General features: G+C 71.1%; 14 protein-coding genes. 4 read left to right on the plus strand and 10 right to left on the minus strand.

Annotated features, from left to right (window positions below; all coding sequences use genetic code 11):
• Window positions 1–12 precede the first annotated feature (12 nt).
• The gene (locus tag ABEA43_RS01955; RefSeq protein WP_345557981.1) at window positions 13–681 is read left to right on the plus strand and encodes a polysaccharide deacetylase family protein; all 669 of its coding nucleotides are present in this window, start codon (window positions 13–15) and stop codon (window positions 679–681) included.
• A gap of 31 nt (window positions 682–712) precedes the next feature.
• Entirely contained in the window at window positions 713–2,191 is a 1,479-nt protein-coding gene (locus tag ABEA43_RS01960; RefSeq protein ID WP_345557983.1) for a hypothetical protein, read from the plus strand.
• Here the strand turns inward: ABEA43_RS01960 and ABEA43_RS01965 are convergent.
• The 5 genes from ABEA43_RS01965 to ABEA43_RS01985 form a co-directional block, all read right to left on the minus strand.
• Window positions 2,188–2,649 carry a response regulator gene (locus ABEA43_RS01965; protein WP_345557985.1) on the minus strand — a complete coding sequence of 154 codons (462 nt, stop codon included), beginning with the start codon at window positions 2,647–2,649 and terminating at the stop codon, window positions 2,188–2,190. The genes ABEA43_RS01960 and ABEA43_RS01965 overlap by 4 nt on opposite strands.
• Window positions 2,646–4,214, minus strand: coding sequence for a sensor histidine kinase (locus tag ABEA43_RS01970; RefSeq protein ID WP_345557987.1), 1,569 nt, complete (start codon window positions 4,212–4,214; stop codon window positions 2,646–2,648). The genes ABEA43_RS01965 and ABEA43_RS01970 overlap by 4 nt, the downstream gene beginning before the upstream one ends.
• On the minus strand, window positions 4,211–5,431 hold the full coding sequence (locus ABEA43_RS01975) for a PP2C family protein-serine/threonine phosphatase (RefSeq protein ID WP_345557989.1): 1,221 nt from the start codon (window positions 5,429–5,431) through the stop codon (window positions 4,211–4,213). The genes ABEA43_RS01970 and ABEA43_RS01975 overlap by 4 nt, the downstream gene beginning before the upstream one ends.
• 149 nt (window positions 5,432–5,580) lie before the next feature.
• Complete coding sequence (locus ABEA43_RS01980; RefSeq protein ID WP_345558767.1) at window positions 5,581–7,020, minus strand: FAD-dependent monooxygenase; 1,440 nt, start codon at window positions 7,018–7,020, stop codon at window positions 5,581–5,583.
• A gap of 59 nt (window positions 7,021–7,079) precedes the next feature.
• Window positions 7,080–8,465: an MFS transporter gene (locus tag ABEA43_RS01985; RefSeq protein WP_345557990.1), complete on the minus strand. Its 1,386-nt coding sequence runs from the start codon at window positions 8,463–8,465 to the stop codon at window positions 7,080–7,082.
• A gap of 112 nt (window positions 8,466–8,577) precedes the next feature.
• Here ABEA43_RS01985 and ABEA43_RS01990 point away from each other — a divergent pair, with 112 nt between their 5' ends.
• Window positions 8,578–8,916: an ArsR/SmtB family transcription factor gene (locus ABEA43_RS01990; RefSeq protein WP_345557992.1), complete on the plus strand. Its 339-nt coding sequence runs from the start codon at window positions 8,578–8,580 to the stop codon at window positions 8,914–8,916.
• On the opposite strand, the gene ABEA43_RS01995 is transcribed toward ABEA43_RS01990, so the two are convergent.
• From ABEA43_RS01995 to guaA, 3 genes are all read right to left on the minus strand, one after another.
• On the minus strand, window positions 8,917–9,507 hold the full coding sequence (locus ABEA43_RS01995; RefSeq protein ID WP_345557994.1) for a hypothetical protein: 591 nt from the start codon (window positions 9,505–9,507) through the stop codon (window positions 8,917–8,919). It abuts the gene before it with no gap.
• 198 nt (window positions 9,508–9,705) lie between these two features.
• A complete protein-coding gene (locus ABEA43_RS02000) occupies window positions 9,706–10,611 on the minus strand; it encodes a DNA-processing protein DprA (RefSeq protein WP_345557996.1) in 906 nt (301 codons plus the stop codon).
• Window positions 10,612–10,704: 93 nt separating this feature from the next.
• On the minus strand, window positions 10,705–12,252 hold the full coding sequence (gene guaA, locus ABEA43_RS02005) for a glutamine-hydrolyzing GMP synthase (protein WP_345557998.1): 1,548 nt from the start codon (window positions 12,250–12,252) through the stop codon (window positions 10,705–10,707).
• A gap of 97 nt (window positions 12,253–12,349) precedes the next feature.
• Between guaA and ABEA43_RS02010 the strand changes: the two genes are divergently transcribed.
• The gene (locus tag ABEA43_RS02010; protein ID WP_345558000.1) at window positions 12,350–13,336 is read left to right on the plus strand and encodes a hypothetical protein; all 987 of its coding nucleotides are present in this window, start codon (window positions 12,350–12,352) and stop codon (window positions 13,334–13,336) included.
• Here the strand turns inward: ABEA43_RS02010 and ABEA43_RS02015 are convergent.
• Window positions 13,327–14,247, minus strand: a complete 921-nt coding sequence (locus ABEA43_RS02015; RefSeq protein WP_345558002.1) for an SDR family NAD(P)-dependent oxidoreductase — start codon at window positions 14,245–14,247, stop codon at window positions 13,327–13,329. The genes ABEA43_RS02010 and ABEA43_RS02015 overlap by 10 nt on opposite strands.
• 94 nt (window positions 14,248–14,341) lie before the next feature.
• Window positions 14,342–15,835, minus strand: a complete 1,494-nt coding sequence (locus tag ABEA43_RS02020) for a DUF885 family protein (protein WP_345558004.1) — start codon at window positions 15,833–15,835, stop codon at window positions 14,342–14,344.
• Between the last annotated feature and the right edge of the window lie 26 nt (window positions 15,836–15,861).

The following is a 15,861-nucleotide window of genomic DNA, read 5'->3' on the forward strand; positions in this document are numbered from 1 at the left end:
AGGCTGTCACATGTGGTGATTCATGCCCTACTCGCGGCCGCCCTGGCCATGACCTCTGCCCCCGCCCAGACGACGGTCGACTGCGACCGGGTCAAATGCCTGGCGCTGACGTTCGACGACGGTCCGGGGCCGGGCACGCCCGCGCTGCTCAAGACCCTCAAGAAGGAGGGCGTCAAGGCGACCTTCTTCCTCGTGGGCAAGAAGGTCGAGCAGTCGCCCTCGGTCGCCAAGCAGACGCTCAAGCAGGGGCACGCGATCGGCAACCACACCTACTCTCATCCGTCGCTGCCGACGCGGGGCGACGACGAGATCCTCAACGAGCTCAAGGCCACCCAGGAGCTGATCGAGCAGGCCACGGGTTACCGGCCGCAGATGTTCCGGCCGCCCTACGGGCACACCGACGATCGCGTGCTCGGGCTGGCGGACCAGACCGAGCTGAGCCAGATCTTATGGACGGGCACGACGCTCGACTGGAGTCTGCGCGACCCCAAGAAGATCAAGGCGGCCGTGCTCAAGCTGGCTCAGCGCAACGGCGTGCTCCTCATGCACGACACGGTGCCCGAGACGGTCAAGGCCATGCCGGGGATCATCAAGGAGCTCAAGAAGCGCGGCTACCACCTCGTCACGGTGCCGGCCTTGCTACGGGGCAAGGGCCCGAAACCCGGAACAAGCTACTTCTGACACGTCTCCCGGCGACTCGGGATAGGGAACCATGGGGAGCGACACCACAGCCGCGACCGTTGCCAAGCCCAGACCGTGGGTCGCGCTCGCGACCTTCCTCATCATCCAGGCAGTGCTCGGATGCTGGTGGGCGGCCTTCTACCCCGGCCTGTTCAGCCGCGACTCGGTCCTCTATCTGAGCCACACCATCGCCGGACCGTGGATCAGCGATCACTCGGTGGTCTACGACACGCTGATGTGGCTGAGCTTCACCAAGACCGGTGACCTGGGCGCCGTCTCCTTCGCGCAGACGACGGCCATGGCGGGGGCGCTGACGTTCCTGGCGCAGTCGCTCAAGGCGCTCGGCGCCCCGCGCCTGCTCACCACCGGGGTCGCGGTGCTGATGCCGCTGGCGCCGCCCGTGGGCGCGTTCGCGGTGACGTTGTGGAAGGACGTGCCGTTCACGATCTGCGCGATCGCGATCGCCGGGGTGTGCGCGCGGATGGCGGCCAGGCGCACCGTGACCGTGCCCGCGCTGATCGGGCTCGGCCTGCTGATCACGCTGCTGGGGCTGTTCCGCGCGAACGGCTTCCTCGTCGTGGGCGTGGCCGTCCTCGCGCTGATCCTGATCGTCACGGCCAAGCGGGTGCGCCTGCTGCTCACCGGCACCCTCGCCGCCGCCCTTCCGCTCCTGCTCAGCAACCTGGTGTTCCCGCAGTTCGGCATCGCCGCCCCGTCGAAGACGTACGTCTACCACACGGCCTTCGGCGACATCGCGGTGGCCTTCCGCGACCGTCCCGACCTGTTCACCGCTGAGGACAAGGCGCTCATCTCGACGGTCGCGCCGCTGAGCCGGTGGTGGGAGGGCGGCACCTGCTACACGGTCAACCCGCTCATCTGGCGGCAGGACTTCAGCTGGCAGCAGGCCGACGCGCACGCCACCGAGCTGCTCTCCCTGTGGCAGCGGCTGCTGACGACCGAGCCGGCCATGATCGTGGACACCCGCCTGTGCCGGGGGTCGATCGCGTGGCGGCCGGTGCAGGACGACCTGGCGACGGGCGGGATGACGTACCGGTTCTCGCGGCGGCCCAACGCCGACACGTACGTGGGGCCGGCCAAGGTGCCGGACTTCCCCGGGCGGTGGGTCTTCACGCTGCGGCCGTTGTCCATGGAGCTGAACCGGGTGGCCGATCCGTACCTGACGGGGGCCCTGGCGCCGGAGTACGACTGGGTGCTGTGGCGCGGGGCGCTGTGGTCGTACGTGTCGTATCTGGCGGTGGCGCTGGGGGCGCTGGCGCTGCGGAACCGGTACGTGCTGGGGGTCGCGGCGGTGGTGGCGGGCCAGCAGCTCACGGTCCTGGCCAACATCTCGGCGCAGGACTTCCGGTACATGGCCGCGCCGATCCTCATCGGGGTGCTGCTGGTGCCGCTGCTGCTGGGGAGTGCGGGGCGGCTGCTGCTCGATCTGGTACGGCTCGCGCGGCGCGCCCCCGATCCCGCGCCGGTAGCCGAGGAGACCCGGCCGGACTAGTTCGCTTGACCAGGGGTGCGGGCCTGGCCCGGCAGCCGCACCACCGTGACGAAGAACTCGTCTATCTGGCGGATCACGGCCAGGAACCGGTCCAGATCCACGGGCTTGGTCACGTACGCGTTGGCGAACAGCTTGTAGCTGCGCAGAATGTCCTCCTCCGCCGAGGAGGTCGTCAGGACGACGATCGGGATCGCCCGCAGCTCCGGATCGCCCTTGATCTGCTCCAGGACCTGCCGGCCGTCGTACTTGGGCAGGTTCAGGTCCAGGAGGATGAGGTCGGGGCGGGGCGCCTCGGTGTGCGCGCCCCGCCGGTAGACGAAATCCAGGGCCTCCAGGCCGTCACGGACGACGTGCAGCCTGTTCTTGATCTTGTTGTCCTCGAACGCCTCGCGCGTGATGAGCTCGTCACCGGGGTCGTCCTCGACGAGCAGCACTTCGATCGAATGCGGGGTGGTCACGAGCTGGTTCCTTCGATCTCGTGCTGGGTGGAGGCGGGGAGGGTGAAACAGAGCCGGGCGCCGGTCGTGCGGGCGGTGTCCAGCCAGATCCGGCCTCCGTGGTTCTCAACGATCTTCCGGCACATCGCCAAACCGATGCCGGTGCCGGTGTAGGCCTCGCGGTTGTGCAGGCGCTGGAAGATGATGAAGATCTTCTCGGCGAACTCGGCCTCCACGCCGATGCCGTTGTCGGTGACCGCGAACTGCCAGCCTCCCTCGTCCGCGGGCTCGCAGGTGATGCGGATGCGCAGCGGGCGTTCCTGGTCGCGGAACTTGATGGCGTTGCCGACGAGGTTCTGCCAGAGCAGGCTCAGCATCGTGGGGTCGCCGACGACGTCCGGCAGCCGGTCGGGGCGCTCGATCTCGGCGCCCGACTCCTCGATGGCCGCGGACAGGTCGTCGAGCGCCTTGTCGAGCGCCTCGTCCAGCTCCACCGGCTTGTGGTCGTCGTACAGGCGGCCCACCCGCGAGAAGCTCAGAAGGTCGTTGATCAGCACCTGCATCCGGGTCGCGCCGTCGACCGCGAAGTGGATGTACTGGGCGCCGCGCTCGTCCAGCACGTGCCCATACCGCTTCGCCAGCAGCTGGCAGAACGTGGCGATCTTGCGCAGCGGCTCCTGCAGGTCGTGCGAGGCCACGTACGCGAACTGCTCCAGCTCGCCGTTCGAGCGCCGCAGCTCCATCGCCTGCTCGCGCAGCAGGCCCTGCTGCTCGCGGGAGTCGGCCAGCGCCTGCACCATCTTGGTGCGCATCTGCTCGACGTCCCGCGAGACCTCGCGCAGGTCCGCCGGGCCGTGCGCGGGGATGGGATGCTCGAAGTCGCCGGTCGCGATGCGGCGGGAGGCCAGGCGCAGCTGGTCGAGCGGCCGGCCGACCGCACGGCGCAGCAGCACCGCCATCGCGAACCCGGCCAGCAGGAACAACGCGAGCATGGCGGCGAACGCCCAGTCCCGGATGCTCTCCACCTGCCTCAGCTCCGCCTGAACCTGCGTGCGCGACTCGCCCAGCCGCTCGGCCATCCGCTCCAGCAGCGTTCTGACCTCGTCGAACGCCTGCTTGCCGACCGTGACCGCGGTGTTCGAGACAGTGTCGTCCGCCTGCTTGGCGGCGGTGGCGGGCTCGGCGTAGTCCGTACGCCAGCCGGCCGCCGCGGCGCCGATCGCGTTCAGCTCCTTCAGCAGCTCGGGACGGTCTCCGACGAGGCCCGCGATGTTCTCGACGCTGCGCCGCTCGGCGGCCAGGCCCTCCGTGTACGGGCGCAGGAACTCGCGGTCGCCGGTCAGCAGGTAGCCGCGCACGCCGGTCTCCTGGTCGAGCAGGGCGTTCTGCAGCTGGGCGGCTTCGATCCTGGCCGGTGAGAGGCGTTCTGTGAGCTCGTCGGACAGCTGGGCGGTGCGGCCGAGCATGACCGCGGTCAGGACGGCACAGGTGACGACGAGGACCGTGACGGTGGCGAGGACCACGACGAACCAGCCGTGCACCGTCAGCCGCCGCCAGAGCGTGGTGGAGGTGGCGCGCCCGCTCAAGACACGTCTTCCCGGTGGAGGCTGACGTTACCGTCCGGGCTTATGACGTCGTTCCAGCGGAGATGTACCACGGCGATGTCGTCCGCGGCGGTCTCGGACTCGGCGATCGCCTCGACGTCGGCGATCAGCGCGTCGAGGAAGCGTTCGCCGTCGAGCCCCGCCCGCTTCCTGGCGAGTTCGAGCAGCCCTTCCTCCCCCAGCCACCGGGGCGGCTCACCGGGCAGGCGGCGCTCGAACAGTCCGTCGGTGAACAACGTGAGCCCGAAGCCCGCGGGCAGCTCCATGACGTGCTCGCGCCAGTTCGCCTCCATGGGCAGGCCGAGCGCCGGTCCCGGATCCGGCTCGGCCAGCGACACCCCGTCCGGGGAGTGCACCAGGATCCCCGGATGGCCGGCCCGCCAGACGCGTACCGTCCGCTGGTCCGGCTCCAGCATCAGCGTGGACAGCGTCGCGAAGACCTCCGCGCCCGCCCGCTCCGCCTCCAGGATCCGTTCGAGCTGACGGAGCAGCGACGTGCCCGTCACGCCGCTGAGCACCAGCGTCCGCCAGGCGATGCGCAGGCAGACGCCCAGGGCGGCCTCGTCGGGGCCGTGGCCGCACACGTCGCCGATCACCACGTGCACGACCTTGTCGTCGGACTCCACGACGTCGAAGAAGTCGCCGCCGAGCGTGGCCGAGCCCCTGCTGGCCCGGTAGCGGGAGGCGACCTCGATCGGCATGTCGCCGAGCAGCGGCGTGGGCAGCAGGCCGCGTTCCAGGCGGGCGTTCTCCTTCGCGCGCGCCCGCGCGGCGTGCAGCGCCACCGCGGCCTGCTCGGCCTGCTTGCGCTGGATGGCGTACCGCAGCGTCCGGCCCAGCCACTCGGCCTCCACCCGGCCCTTGACCAGGTAGTCCTGGGCGCCCGCGGCCACCGCCGCGAGGCCCGCCTGCTCCTCGGCCCGCCCGGTCAGCACGACGACCGCGGCGTCCCCCGCCTCCTCCAGCACGGAGGGCAGGGCGGAGAACTCGTACGCGTCCGGCAGACCGAGATCCAGCAGCACGCACTGTGGCCGGAGCCGCGCCAGCTCCCTGCGCGCCTCGTTCACCGAACGCGCCCACTCCAGACGCACGTTCAGGCCGCTGTCGTCCAGCAGCTCCTGAACGATCAGCGCATCCTGCGGATCGTCTTCGACGAGCAGCACCAGCGGCTGCTTGCCACGGTCACGTACATGGGCCATGTAGGCAGGTCACCCTTCTTGACGCGCCACGGCTGCCGGCGCATCAGGCGTCTCATTGCCAACTACCGTACGAAGTTGGCCCAGGGGTGCCCACTTTTCCCAGAACAAGTCGTTGTATGCGTACATAGCCGAATGATTTTACTGCGAGGTCATTCTTCGTCACACGCGCCGAACCACCGTTCAAGTGCCGCTTCGAGCGAATGCCCCCGCGCCGCCGACGTCCACGCCACATACCCGTCAGGCCGTACGAGCAGGGCGTCGGCCTCGTGGTCCGCGCGCGCCCGCAGCACGTCCACCCGGCTCCCCCACCGCGCGGCCGTCTCCGCCAGGTCGTCCCGCCCGGCGAGGTCGAGCAGCAGCGCCCGGCCGCCGTGCAGCGTCTCCGCCAGGTGCAGCACGTCCCCGTCGGCGGTCTTCAGCTCCAGGTCGGGCGCCATCCGCCCGGCTCCGGGCACGCCCACGTCATAGGTCGTGTCCACCGCGCTGATCATCCCGCTCAGGTACTCGTTGACCTCGTCGAAGCGCATCAGCTCGGCGAAGAGCTCGCGCAGCGGGTCCACCGCGGGGTCGGGGTCGGCCAGCGCGGTCTGCGCCCGTACGTTCCACAGCACCCGGGCCGCGACCGGGTGCCGCTCGGCGTGGTAGCTGTCGAGCAGCCCGCCCGGCGCCGTCCCGCGCACCTCGGCGGCCAGCTTCCAGCCCAGGTTGAACGCGTCCTCCAGCCCGGTGTTCAGGCCCTGGCCGCCCCATGGGAAGTGCACGTGCGCGGCGTCCCCGGCAAGCAGGACGCGGCCCGCGCGGTAGGTCTCGGCCTGGAGGGCGGCATCGCCGTACCGGGACAGGCCGCGCGGGCCGGCCATGGGGACCGGGCGGCCGGTGATGTGCTCGGCGGCGGCCTGGAGCTCCTCCAGCGTCACGGGGGCCTCCCGGTCGGCGTGGGGGGCGCGGAAATCGTAGGTGGTGATGCGGCTGTGGCCGGCCGGGTTCAGCCAGACGATGATCCAGCCGCGCGGGGTGCGGGTGTAGCCGGGCGGCACGCCGTAGGGGTCCAGCAGCCGTACGTCGCCCATCAGCGCGGCAACGCGCGCGCCCGTGCCGGTGAACGGGATGCCGGCCGCCTTGCGCACGGCGCTGCGGGCGCCGTCGGCGCCGACGACGTACCGGGCGGCCACCTCGCGCCCGTTGACGGTCAGCACCACGTGGTCGTCGTGCTGCACCAGCCCGGTGACCTCCTGCCCGCGCCTGATCTCCGCGCCGAGCGCCGCGGCGCGGCGCGCGAACACCTGCTCGGCCCACGCCTGCGGGCTGCCCACGATGCTCGGCCCACCCTCCGTGACCGCCCCCAGGTCCAGCCCGAACATCCCGGAGAAGTGGAAGCTCACGCTCCCGTACGTGGTACGCCCCACCGCCTCCAGCAGCCCGCGCCGGTCCAGGCTCTGGGCGGTACGCGCGTGCAGCGTCCCCGCCTTGGACTCCCCCGGAGGGGCCGGGTGCCGTTCGAGCACCAGCGGACGTACGCCCTGCAATCCCAGCTCGGCGGCCAGCAACATGCCCACCGGACCGCCACCCACGACGGCGACATCGAACATCGTCAAGCTCGTCAACCTCCTCGATCTCGCTGTTGAACACCGGTGCCACGGCCGCGGATTCAGGCGGGCACCGGCTCAGGGATCGCGGCCTTCCTGGCGAAGGTGAGCGTGAGCGCCGCGCCGAGCACCATGCCCGCCGCCGCGACCAGCACCGCGGTACGCAGCCCGCCCGCGAGCGCCGTGCCCGACGCCTCCCCGAGACCGCCGGCGGCGACCAGGACGGCGAGGCCGAGCGCGGAGCCGACCTGCAGCGCGGTCGAGGCGAGCCCCGAGGCCACGCCCTGCTCTCCCGCCGCCACCCCGGTCGCCGCGGCGATCCACATGCCGGTCCAGGTGAGCCCCTGGCCGACGCCCATGACCACGATCCCGGGCAGCACGCCCCAGTAGGAGCCGCCGGCACTCACGCCGAACGCCAGCAGGGTCGTGCCTGCGGCGCCGCCGGCCATGCCGATGAGGAGGGTGGCGCGCATGCCTGCCCGTCCGGCCAGCCGCCCGCCGAGCTGGGTGCCGAGCGCGATCAGCAGCGACGGCACCAGGAACGCCAGCCCGGTCGTCACCGCGCCGTAGCCCAGAACGTCCTGGAAGTAGACCGTCAGGAAGTACGGCAGCGCGTTGAACGTGGCGCCGAAGACCAGGATGACGGCCACGGCGGAGCGGAGGCTGCGGTTGCCCAGCAGCGCCGGCGGCATGAGCGGATCGGCGCCGCGCCGCTCGGCCACGACGAACGCGGCGAGCAGGACGAGCGCGAGGCCCATGGCCGCGACGATCGGGGGCGCGCCCCACCCGGACTCCGGCCCCTGGATGAGGACGAACGCCACCAGGCTCACGCCCGCGGTGGCCAGCACCGCGCCCGGCAGGTCGAACCGCCGGCCACGGGCGCGGGGGCCGTCGGCCGGGATGAGCGCGTACGCGCCGGCGATGGCGACGGCGGTCAGCGGCACGTTGACGTAGAAGACCGCCTCCCAGCCCCAGGCCCCGGTCAGCAGCCCACCGAGCAGCGCGCCGAGCGCGAGCCCGCTGGCGCCCGCCCCGCTCCACACGCCGAGCGCCCGGTTCCTGGCCGCGCCCTCCTCGAAACGGGTGTTGACCAGCGCGAGCGTGGCGGGGAAGACGAACGCGCCGCCGAGCCCCTGCACCGCCCGCGCGGCCACGAGCACCGCCTGACTCTCGGCGAGCCCGCCGGCCAGCGAGGCGAGAGCGAACAGCGCCAGCGCCGCCACGAACATCCTGCGATGCCCGAACAGGTCGGCCGCCCGGCCGCCGAGCAGCAGGAACCCGCCGTACGCGACCGCGTAGGCGCTGGCCACCCATTGCAGCGTCTGAGCGGAGAAGCCCAGGTCACGGCCGATGTCCGGCAGGGCGACGTAGACGATGAAGAAGTCCAGCGAGGTGATGAGCTGGGAGAGCGCGAGCAACGCGAGCGTCCAGCCGGTCTTGTGAGCCAATGCAGATCCTTATGAATGTACGGGACAGACGAACAGTTCCTATATACGGGATCCTCGTACATAAGGGCGCGGGTCGTCAAATTATTGTTCGCAAGTTCCGTACAATGGAGGCATGTTGCACCCATCGCGTGATCAGATCCAGTTGGTGGACGTCTTCGCCGCGCTCGGGCACCCGGTGCGGGCGCAGATCGTCCGGGCGCTGGCGTCGGGCGAGGAGCGCTTCTGCGGCGAGGTGGTGCCGGACGTGCCGAAGTCCACGCTGACCGGCCACTGGCGCGCGCTGCGCGAGGCAGGCGTCATCTGCCAGCGTCCGGAGGGCCGCAAGCTGTTCATCCGGCTCCGCCGCGACGACCTCGACGCCCGCTTCCCTGGGCTGGTCGAGCTGGTCCTGGCGGAGGCTCCCCTGGAGGTCCCGGCCGGGAGATCGGCAGACGAAGGGGCGGCGGTCTGATTACACGCAGTCGCCGCCGGTTATGGGACAGATGTCCAGGGAGTATTCGCGATCGGTGAGGATCCGCTGGAGCGATGCCTCTACAGGTGATCGCTGGAAGTCCGTCCGGATGCGGCGAGCGATGACCAGAATGCTCACCTCCGCAGCTCCCGCCAGCAAGAGCGTCGCAGCCGCGGACTGTGCGTGGCCGCCCGTGACCCACGCGTCCTCGATCACGACGATGTGCCCGCCGAGCACCGCGGCCGAGTCCGGCAGGATGAAATGCTCGGGCCGCAGGTCGCGCCGCTGACTCTCCGGAACGCCGAGAGCCGCTCGGAGCTCTGCCCGCGCCCAGTGGCTGGGAAGGGCCGCCGCGAGAGTGGCGAGCGGATGGGTGCCGGTCCGCCCTCGAAGCGAGGGAACCACGATCATGCCCGTGACCGGCCGGAGCGCGACGACATCGAGACACGATGCGTGGGCATCGGCGAATCCGAGGAGAAGAAGGAGCAGCCGCTGATAGGAGGGGTTGCGGAGCCGCTGGGCAGCCGGCATCAGATCCTTGTAGCGGTACATGTCCCGATCCGCCTGGGTGCCCACGACGGCGTAGGTCAAGGGAACAACTCTGCGCGCGACGGGCACGGCTTCTCGGCGGGCGTCCGTGTGGCAGCGGTAGCACCTCGCGTACGGCGAGGGGACGGGTCCCGTGCAGACGTCGCAGGTGACGTTCGGTATCCGGAGAGGGTTTGTCATGATCGCGCCAAGCCGCTCGCGAATCATCTCTCGGAGGTCGGACAAAGCTCCGCTGGTGAGTCAGCCGATCCTGGGAAGGTAACTCTCAAGGAGCTGAGGCCGCTCCAGCAGGCGATCGACGGTGGCCATCGCCTCGTCGGCGTCCCGAGCCACGTGGACGTCGGGCCTGCCTGCCGTGACCCGCCCCCACTGCGTACGATCGATCACCGACTGCATCAAGATCACAGGTCGGCCATGCTCTACGGCCTTGCGCGCCTGGATGCGGGTCCCGCTTCGCTCGCTCGCCTCGACGATGATCGTCGCCAGACTGTAGCCCGACATCGTGCCGTTGCGCAGCGGGAACGTCGTTTTGTCCGGCCCTCTGTCCGGCCAGAACTGGGAGAACACGGCTCCATGCTCGGCGACCTCTCGATGAAGATCGCGATTTTCCGGCGGGAAGTGCTTGCAGATCCCGGTGCCGATGACGGCCACCGTTCGCCCGCCCGCCCGGAGCGCCGCCTGATGAGCTGTGGCGTCGACGCCGGCGGCCAGACCCGAGACCACCGTAAGATCGCGCTCCACGAGCCGCGTGGCCAGCTCAGCCGCCGTTGACCGGCCTTCCGGCGAGACCGTCCGGGAGCCGACCACAGCCACGCCGTCGTCCTCCTCCCGGAGGATCCCGCGAGCGAACAGCAGCGCAGGGCGATCGAACACGTCACGCAGCCGGTGCGGGTAGCGATCGTCCGCCAGGGTGATGACGTGGATGCCGTCCTGCTCCCAGGCGGCGACCTCCGCTGCGGCCTCGGCTGTCGCCTCCTCTACCGGATCCGAGAAGAGATCGACGGGAGCCAGGCGTTCGCGCAGCAAGGCGGTCGCCGTGGCCCCCTCGGTGAACTGCTGAACGAGCTGACGCTCACCCTTTTCCGTGGAGGTACGGCGAAGCAGCGCCACCATCGCGGCGCGCTCTCGCTCGTCCCACCGGCCCACAGCCACAGCGTAGTGTCCCGGCCGGTCTTCCGTCACTCCAGACATCGAACACATGTGCCGATACAGGCCGGCACGACGCGATCTCTTGAAGTGTCACTCCCACTCGATGGTGCCCGGGGGCTTGCTCGTCACGTCGAGCACCACCCGGTTGACGTCGCGGACCTCGTTCGTGATCCGCGTGGAGATGCGCGACAGCACGTCATAGGGCACGCGCGCCCAGTCCGCCGTCATCGCGTCCTCCGACGTCACCGGCCGCAGCACCACCGGGTGGCCGTACGTGCGCCCGTCGCCCTGCACCCCCACCGACCGTACGTCGGCCAGCAGCACCACCGGGCACTGCCAGATCTGGCGGTCGAGGCCGGCTCGCGAGAGCTCCTCGCGGGCGATCGCGTCGGCCTCGCGCAGCAGGGCCAGGCGGTCGCGGGTGACCTCCCCGACGATGCGGATGCCCAGGCCGGGGCCGGGGAACGGCTGGCGCCAGACCATCGCCGCCGGCAGGCCCAGCTCCTCGCCCGCGCGCCGCACCTCGTCCTTGAACAGCGCCCGCAGCGGCTCCACCAGCTTGAACTGCAGGTCTTCCGGCAGGCCGCCGACGTTGTGGTGGGACTTGATGTTGGCGGTGCCGGTGCCGCCGCCCGACTCCACCACGTCGGGGTAGAGGGTGCCCTGGACCAGGAACTCCACCGGGCCGTCGGCCATGATGGCGCGCTGCTCGTCCTCGAAGACGCGGATGAACTCGCGTCCGATGATCTTGCGCTTCTCCTCCGGGTCGCTGACGCCTTCGAGCGCCTTCAGGAAGCGGTCGGCCGCGTCCACGACGCGCAGCTTGACGCCCGTGACGGCCACGAAGTCGCGCTCCACCTGCTCGGCCTCGCCCTTGCGCAGCAGGCCGTGGTCGACGAAGACGCAGGTCAGCCGCTCGCCGATGGCGCGCTGGACGATCGCGGCGGCCACCGCGGAGTCGACGCCGCCCGACAGGGCGCAGATGGCACGGCCGTCGCCGACCTGACGGCGTACGGCCTCGACGGAGTCTTCGACGATGTTGAGCATGGTCCATGAGGGGCGGCAGCCGGCCGCGTCGAGGAAGTGCTTGAGCACCGACTGGCCGTGCTCGGAGTGCAGCACCTCCGGGTGGAACTGCACGCCGTAGAGGCCGCGCTCGACGTGCTCGAACGCGGCGACCGGCGTCTCGCTGGTCGAGGCGGTCACCGCGAAGCCTTCCGGCGCGGCGGCGACGCTGTCACCGTGTGACATCCAGACGGTCTGGCTGGTGGGCAGGCCCGCGAAGATGACGCCCTCGTCGAGGACCTCCAGCGCGGTGCCGCCGTATTCGGCGACGCCCGTGCGGGCCACCTCGCCGCCCAGCGCCTGCGCCATCGCCTGGAAGCCGTAACAGATGCCGAACGTGGGCACGCCCGTCGAGAACAGCCCGTGCGGCACCGGCGGTGCGCCCTCGGCGTAGACCGAGGACGGGCCCCCGGACAGGATGATCGCCTTGGGGCTTTTCGCCATCATCTCCTCGACCGGCATGGTCGAGGGCACGATCTCGGAGTAGACGTGGCACTCGCGCACGCGCCTGGCGATCAGCTGCGCGTACTGCGCGCCGAAGTCGACCACCAGGACTGTGTCGAATTCAGACACCGAGAGAACCCCCCAAAGGCGAAATGCGGTGCCCTCAGTGTATCGGCCTTGCGCATTACGCCTGGCCTGGCACCGGCACTCGTGCTAACACAGAACAATGGATCTTGTCTGGCCGGCGACGGCGTGGGCTCTGTGGGTCGCCACGCTGGCCGCCGCCTTCAAGCTGTCCAGCCGCAGGCGCGTGCCCGGCCTGTCCGAGCAGGGCGAAGTGCCCGCGCCCGTGGCGGAGCTCTTACGGGGTATGCGGTCGCAGGAGGTGTTCCACACGACGTTGTCCGGGCTGGCCGGGCGCGGGCGGGTGGTGATCGAGGGCGACCGCCTGTCCCTGGTGGACGGCGGTGGCGGGGCGCTGCCGCCGTACGAGCGGGTGGAGGGCGGTGGCGGGGCGCTGCCGCCGTACGAGCGGTGGGTGCTTGAACGGGTCACCGCTCGCCTCGCCGGCGCCCCGCACGCGCCGGTGGTGTCGCTCATGCCCGAGGGCCCCGACCTCGACGGCGGCCTCGTGCCCCTGGTCCGGCAGTGCGCCATCGACCTCGGCCTCGCGCGCCGGCGCTGGCCGAGCATGATCGTGCCGGTGCTGCTGGCCGCCGGGCTCGTCGTCCCCTGGTACGCCACCGTGTCGGCGGCCGGCCTGTCCTGGCCGGGGATGATCGCGACGATGGTGTCGTTCGTGGCCGGGGTGGGGCTGCTCATGGCGGGACGCGGGTTCCTGCTGACAGCGCGCGGACGGGAGATCGCCAGGTCCGGGCCGGCCCCGGTGAGCCCGGAGCAGGAATGGATCTTCACCGGCAGCGGCTGGCACGGCACGGAGATCGAAGCGGCCGGCGCGGTCCCCGAAGGTCCCAAGCGGCAGGAGGTCACCGGCCACGTCGTCAAGCGATGGGTCGTCGCGGAGCCGGGCGGCGGCGGCGACGCACCGGACTTCTACCTGGCCCTGCACGACGGCAGCTCGGAGAAGGCCACGGCGTTCCTGGTCGACCAGGGCGTCTACCAGGACGTGCTGCCGGGCGACGCCGTCCGGCTGCTGGTCAGTCCGCGCAGCGGCACGGTGGTGCGGGTGCTGGCGCACGAACGTCACTGGTAGCCGGGCAGGCTGCCGGTGAGCAGGGTCTCGGTCTGCTGCCGCAGCCGTTCGGCGTATTTCGGGTCGGTCAGCACCAGGAACCGGTCCTCGTGGACGGCCTGCACGACCAGCTCCGCCAGCTCGGCCGGGTCGATGCCGCGCTCGGCCGACCTGCTGACCGCCTGCTCCGCGTCGAGCTCGTCCTGGGTTGGGTAGCTGACGAGCCCGTCGGGGCGTAAACGTCCCGAGTCGGCGATGCGGGTTTTGACCGCACCGGGGCAGAGCGCGGTCACCCGCAGCTTCGATCCGGCGGCGGCCAGGTCGTGGGCGAGCGCCTGGGAGGCGGCCAGCGCGGCGTACTTGGTGACCGCGTAACCACCCGCCCCCTGTGTGGCGAACAGCCCGGCCACCGACACCGTGTTGACGATGTGGCCCTCGGTGTCCTGCTCGATCATGCGCGGCACGAACGAGTGGATGCCGTGCAGCACGCCCCACAGGTTCACGCCGAGCAGCCAGGCGAAATCCTCCTCGGTACGGGTCCACATGTGGCCGCCCTGGAAGACGCCGGCGTTGTTGCAGAGCAGGTGCACGGCGCCCAGCTCGCCGAAGCAACGGTCGGCCAGGTGCTGGACGGCGGCGGCGTCGGACACGTCGGTGACCTGCGTGAGCACCCTGGGACCCCGGACCTGCGCGAAGCCTCCCGCGGCCCTGCCGGTCCCCGCGGACCTCTGGGTCCCCGCGGCCTGCGCGGTCCCCGCGGCCTGCGCGGCCCTGCCGGTCTCCGCGAGCATGCTGGTCTCCGCGAGGCCGCCGGGATCGACGTCGGCGAGCATCAGCGTCATGCCCTCGGCCGCCAGCCTGACGGCCAGCGCCCGTCCGATCCCGCTGGCCGCACCCGTGACCACCGCCACCTTGCCGGAGAGCTCGCGCACAGATCAACCTCCCTGCCGACCGCCGCCACAGAACGCCCAACGACCGGCCAGGCCGGTGGGCTGCCCCAGGCGACCGCGCCGCTCAGCTCGGACGCTACAGGATGCCGCCGATCAGCCCCAGAGGCGGCGAACCGAGATCGAACAGCGCCTTGTGGAAGCGCTGCAGGCTGAACCCCGCGCCCCACTCCTTGCGCGCCTGCTCGCGCAGGTCGAGGATGAGCAGCTTGCCCCAGGTGTAACGCCCGTACGTCGGGTCGAACGACGCCCGCCGCGCCTCCGACAACGCGGCGGGACCCGCCAGATGCGTGTCGGACTCGAAGCGCCTGGCCCCCTCCTCGACCGTCATCTGCCCGGTGTGCACACCGATCGCGCAGGCCAGGCGGGTGACGCGGATCAGCGCCTCCACCCACACGCCGATCTCGAAGCGCGGGTCTCCGGCCTCGAACCCCTCCTCGACGCACAGTTCCTCGGCATAGTGCGCCCAGCCCTCGATGAACGACACCGACTGCAGCAGCCGACGCACCTCCGACGGCGCCCGCAGCAGCGCCCTGCCGTGCGAGAAGTGCCCGGGAGCGACCTCGTGCACGTTGATCGCCGGCAGCGTCGTGCGGCTGAACACCTCCAGCCACTCCTCCTGATCCTGCTCGGGCCAGGATGCGTCGGGCGGCGTGATGTAGTACCAGGACGGGCCCTCGGCCTCGCCCGGCGAGTTCCAGGCCATCATCGCCATCGCCCAGCGCCGCGACTCCGGAGCCAGCCCGACCAGGCACTCACCGTCGTGGTAGGGCACGAGGTCCTTCTCGCGGGTGAACGCGATGGCCTTCTCGGTGCCGATCCGCGCCGCCTCGATCACGCCGCCGGCGTCGGGGTGATCCTTGACCAGCTCGCGTACGACGTCGAGCGGCGCCCGCCCCTTCTCCCCCAGCTTGGCGCAGGACTCGGCGAGCAGCGCCATCAGCCGGTCGCGTTCGGCGTCGGCCCGCTCCGCCAGCCTGCCGAGGTCGACCGGCAGCCCTTCAGCCGTGCCCATCAGCCTGGCCAGGGCCGCGCCGCCGAGCGCCGCGTCGGGGTCGCCGCCGGTCACGGCGCGTTCGATGTGGGCGACGAGCCGGCCGTGCGCCTCCAGCGCGGGCTCGTCCGTGATGCCGGCCGACAGGCCCTTGGCCGCGCCGATCAGCGACTGCGCGACGGGGGCCGGGACCTGGTCGAGGGAGTCGATCGCGTGGCGCACGGCGTCGGGCCAGAGCGCCAGGTGGGCCGCCTTGGCGGCATCGCGCTCCTCCTGGGGGCCGTAGTCGCGGTCGTAGCAGGCGAGGTCGAGGTTCGAGAGGTGGATCAGGGGGTTCTTGCGGTGCAGCTCCAGCTCACCGAGCTGGGTCCGCAGGCTCTCCTCGAACACCTCCAGGTGCCTGGCGTCATGCGGATCGGCGGGCGCGGGCCCCTCGCCGAGCCTGGCCAGCCCGGCGCGTACGCCGCTGGGCGACAGGTCCTGGATCCGGCCGTCGTACTCGTGCCGGCCTGCGCCTTCACGCGCTTCGGCGACGGTCAAGTCGGTGATGGCCCGCAACCTGGCATCAAGTTCTGTCATGCCGCCGACGCTAGCGCACGCCCGCG

The sequence above is a fragment of the Nonomuraea rosea genome (genome assembly GCF_039539705.1).
Lineage (GTDB): Bacteria > Actinomycetota > Actinomycetes > Streptosporangiales > Streptosporangiaceae > Nonomuraea > Nonomuraea rosea.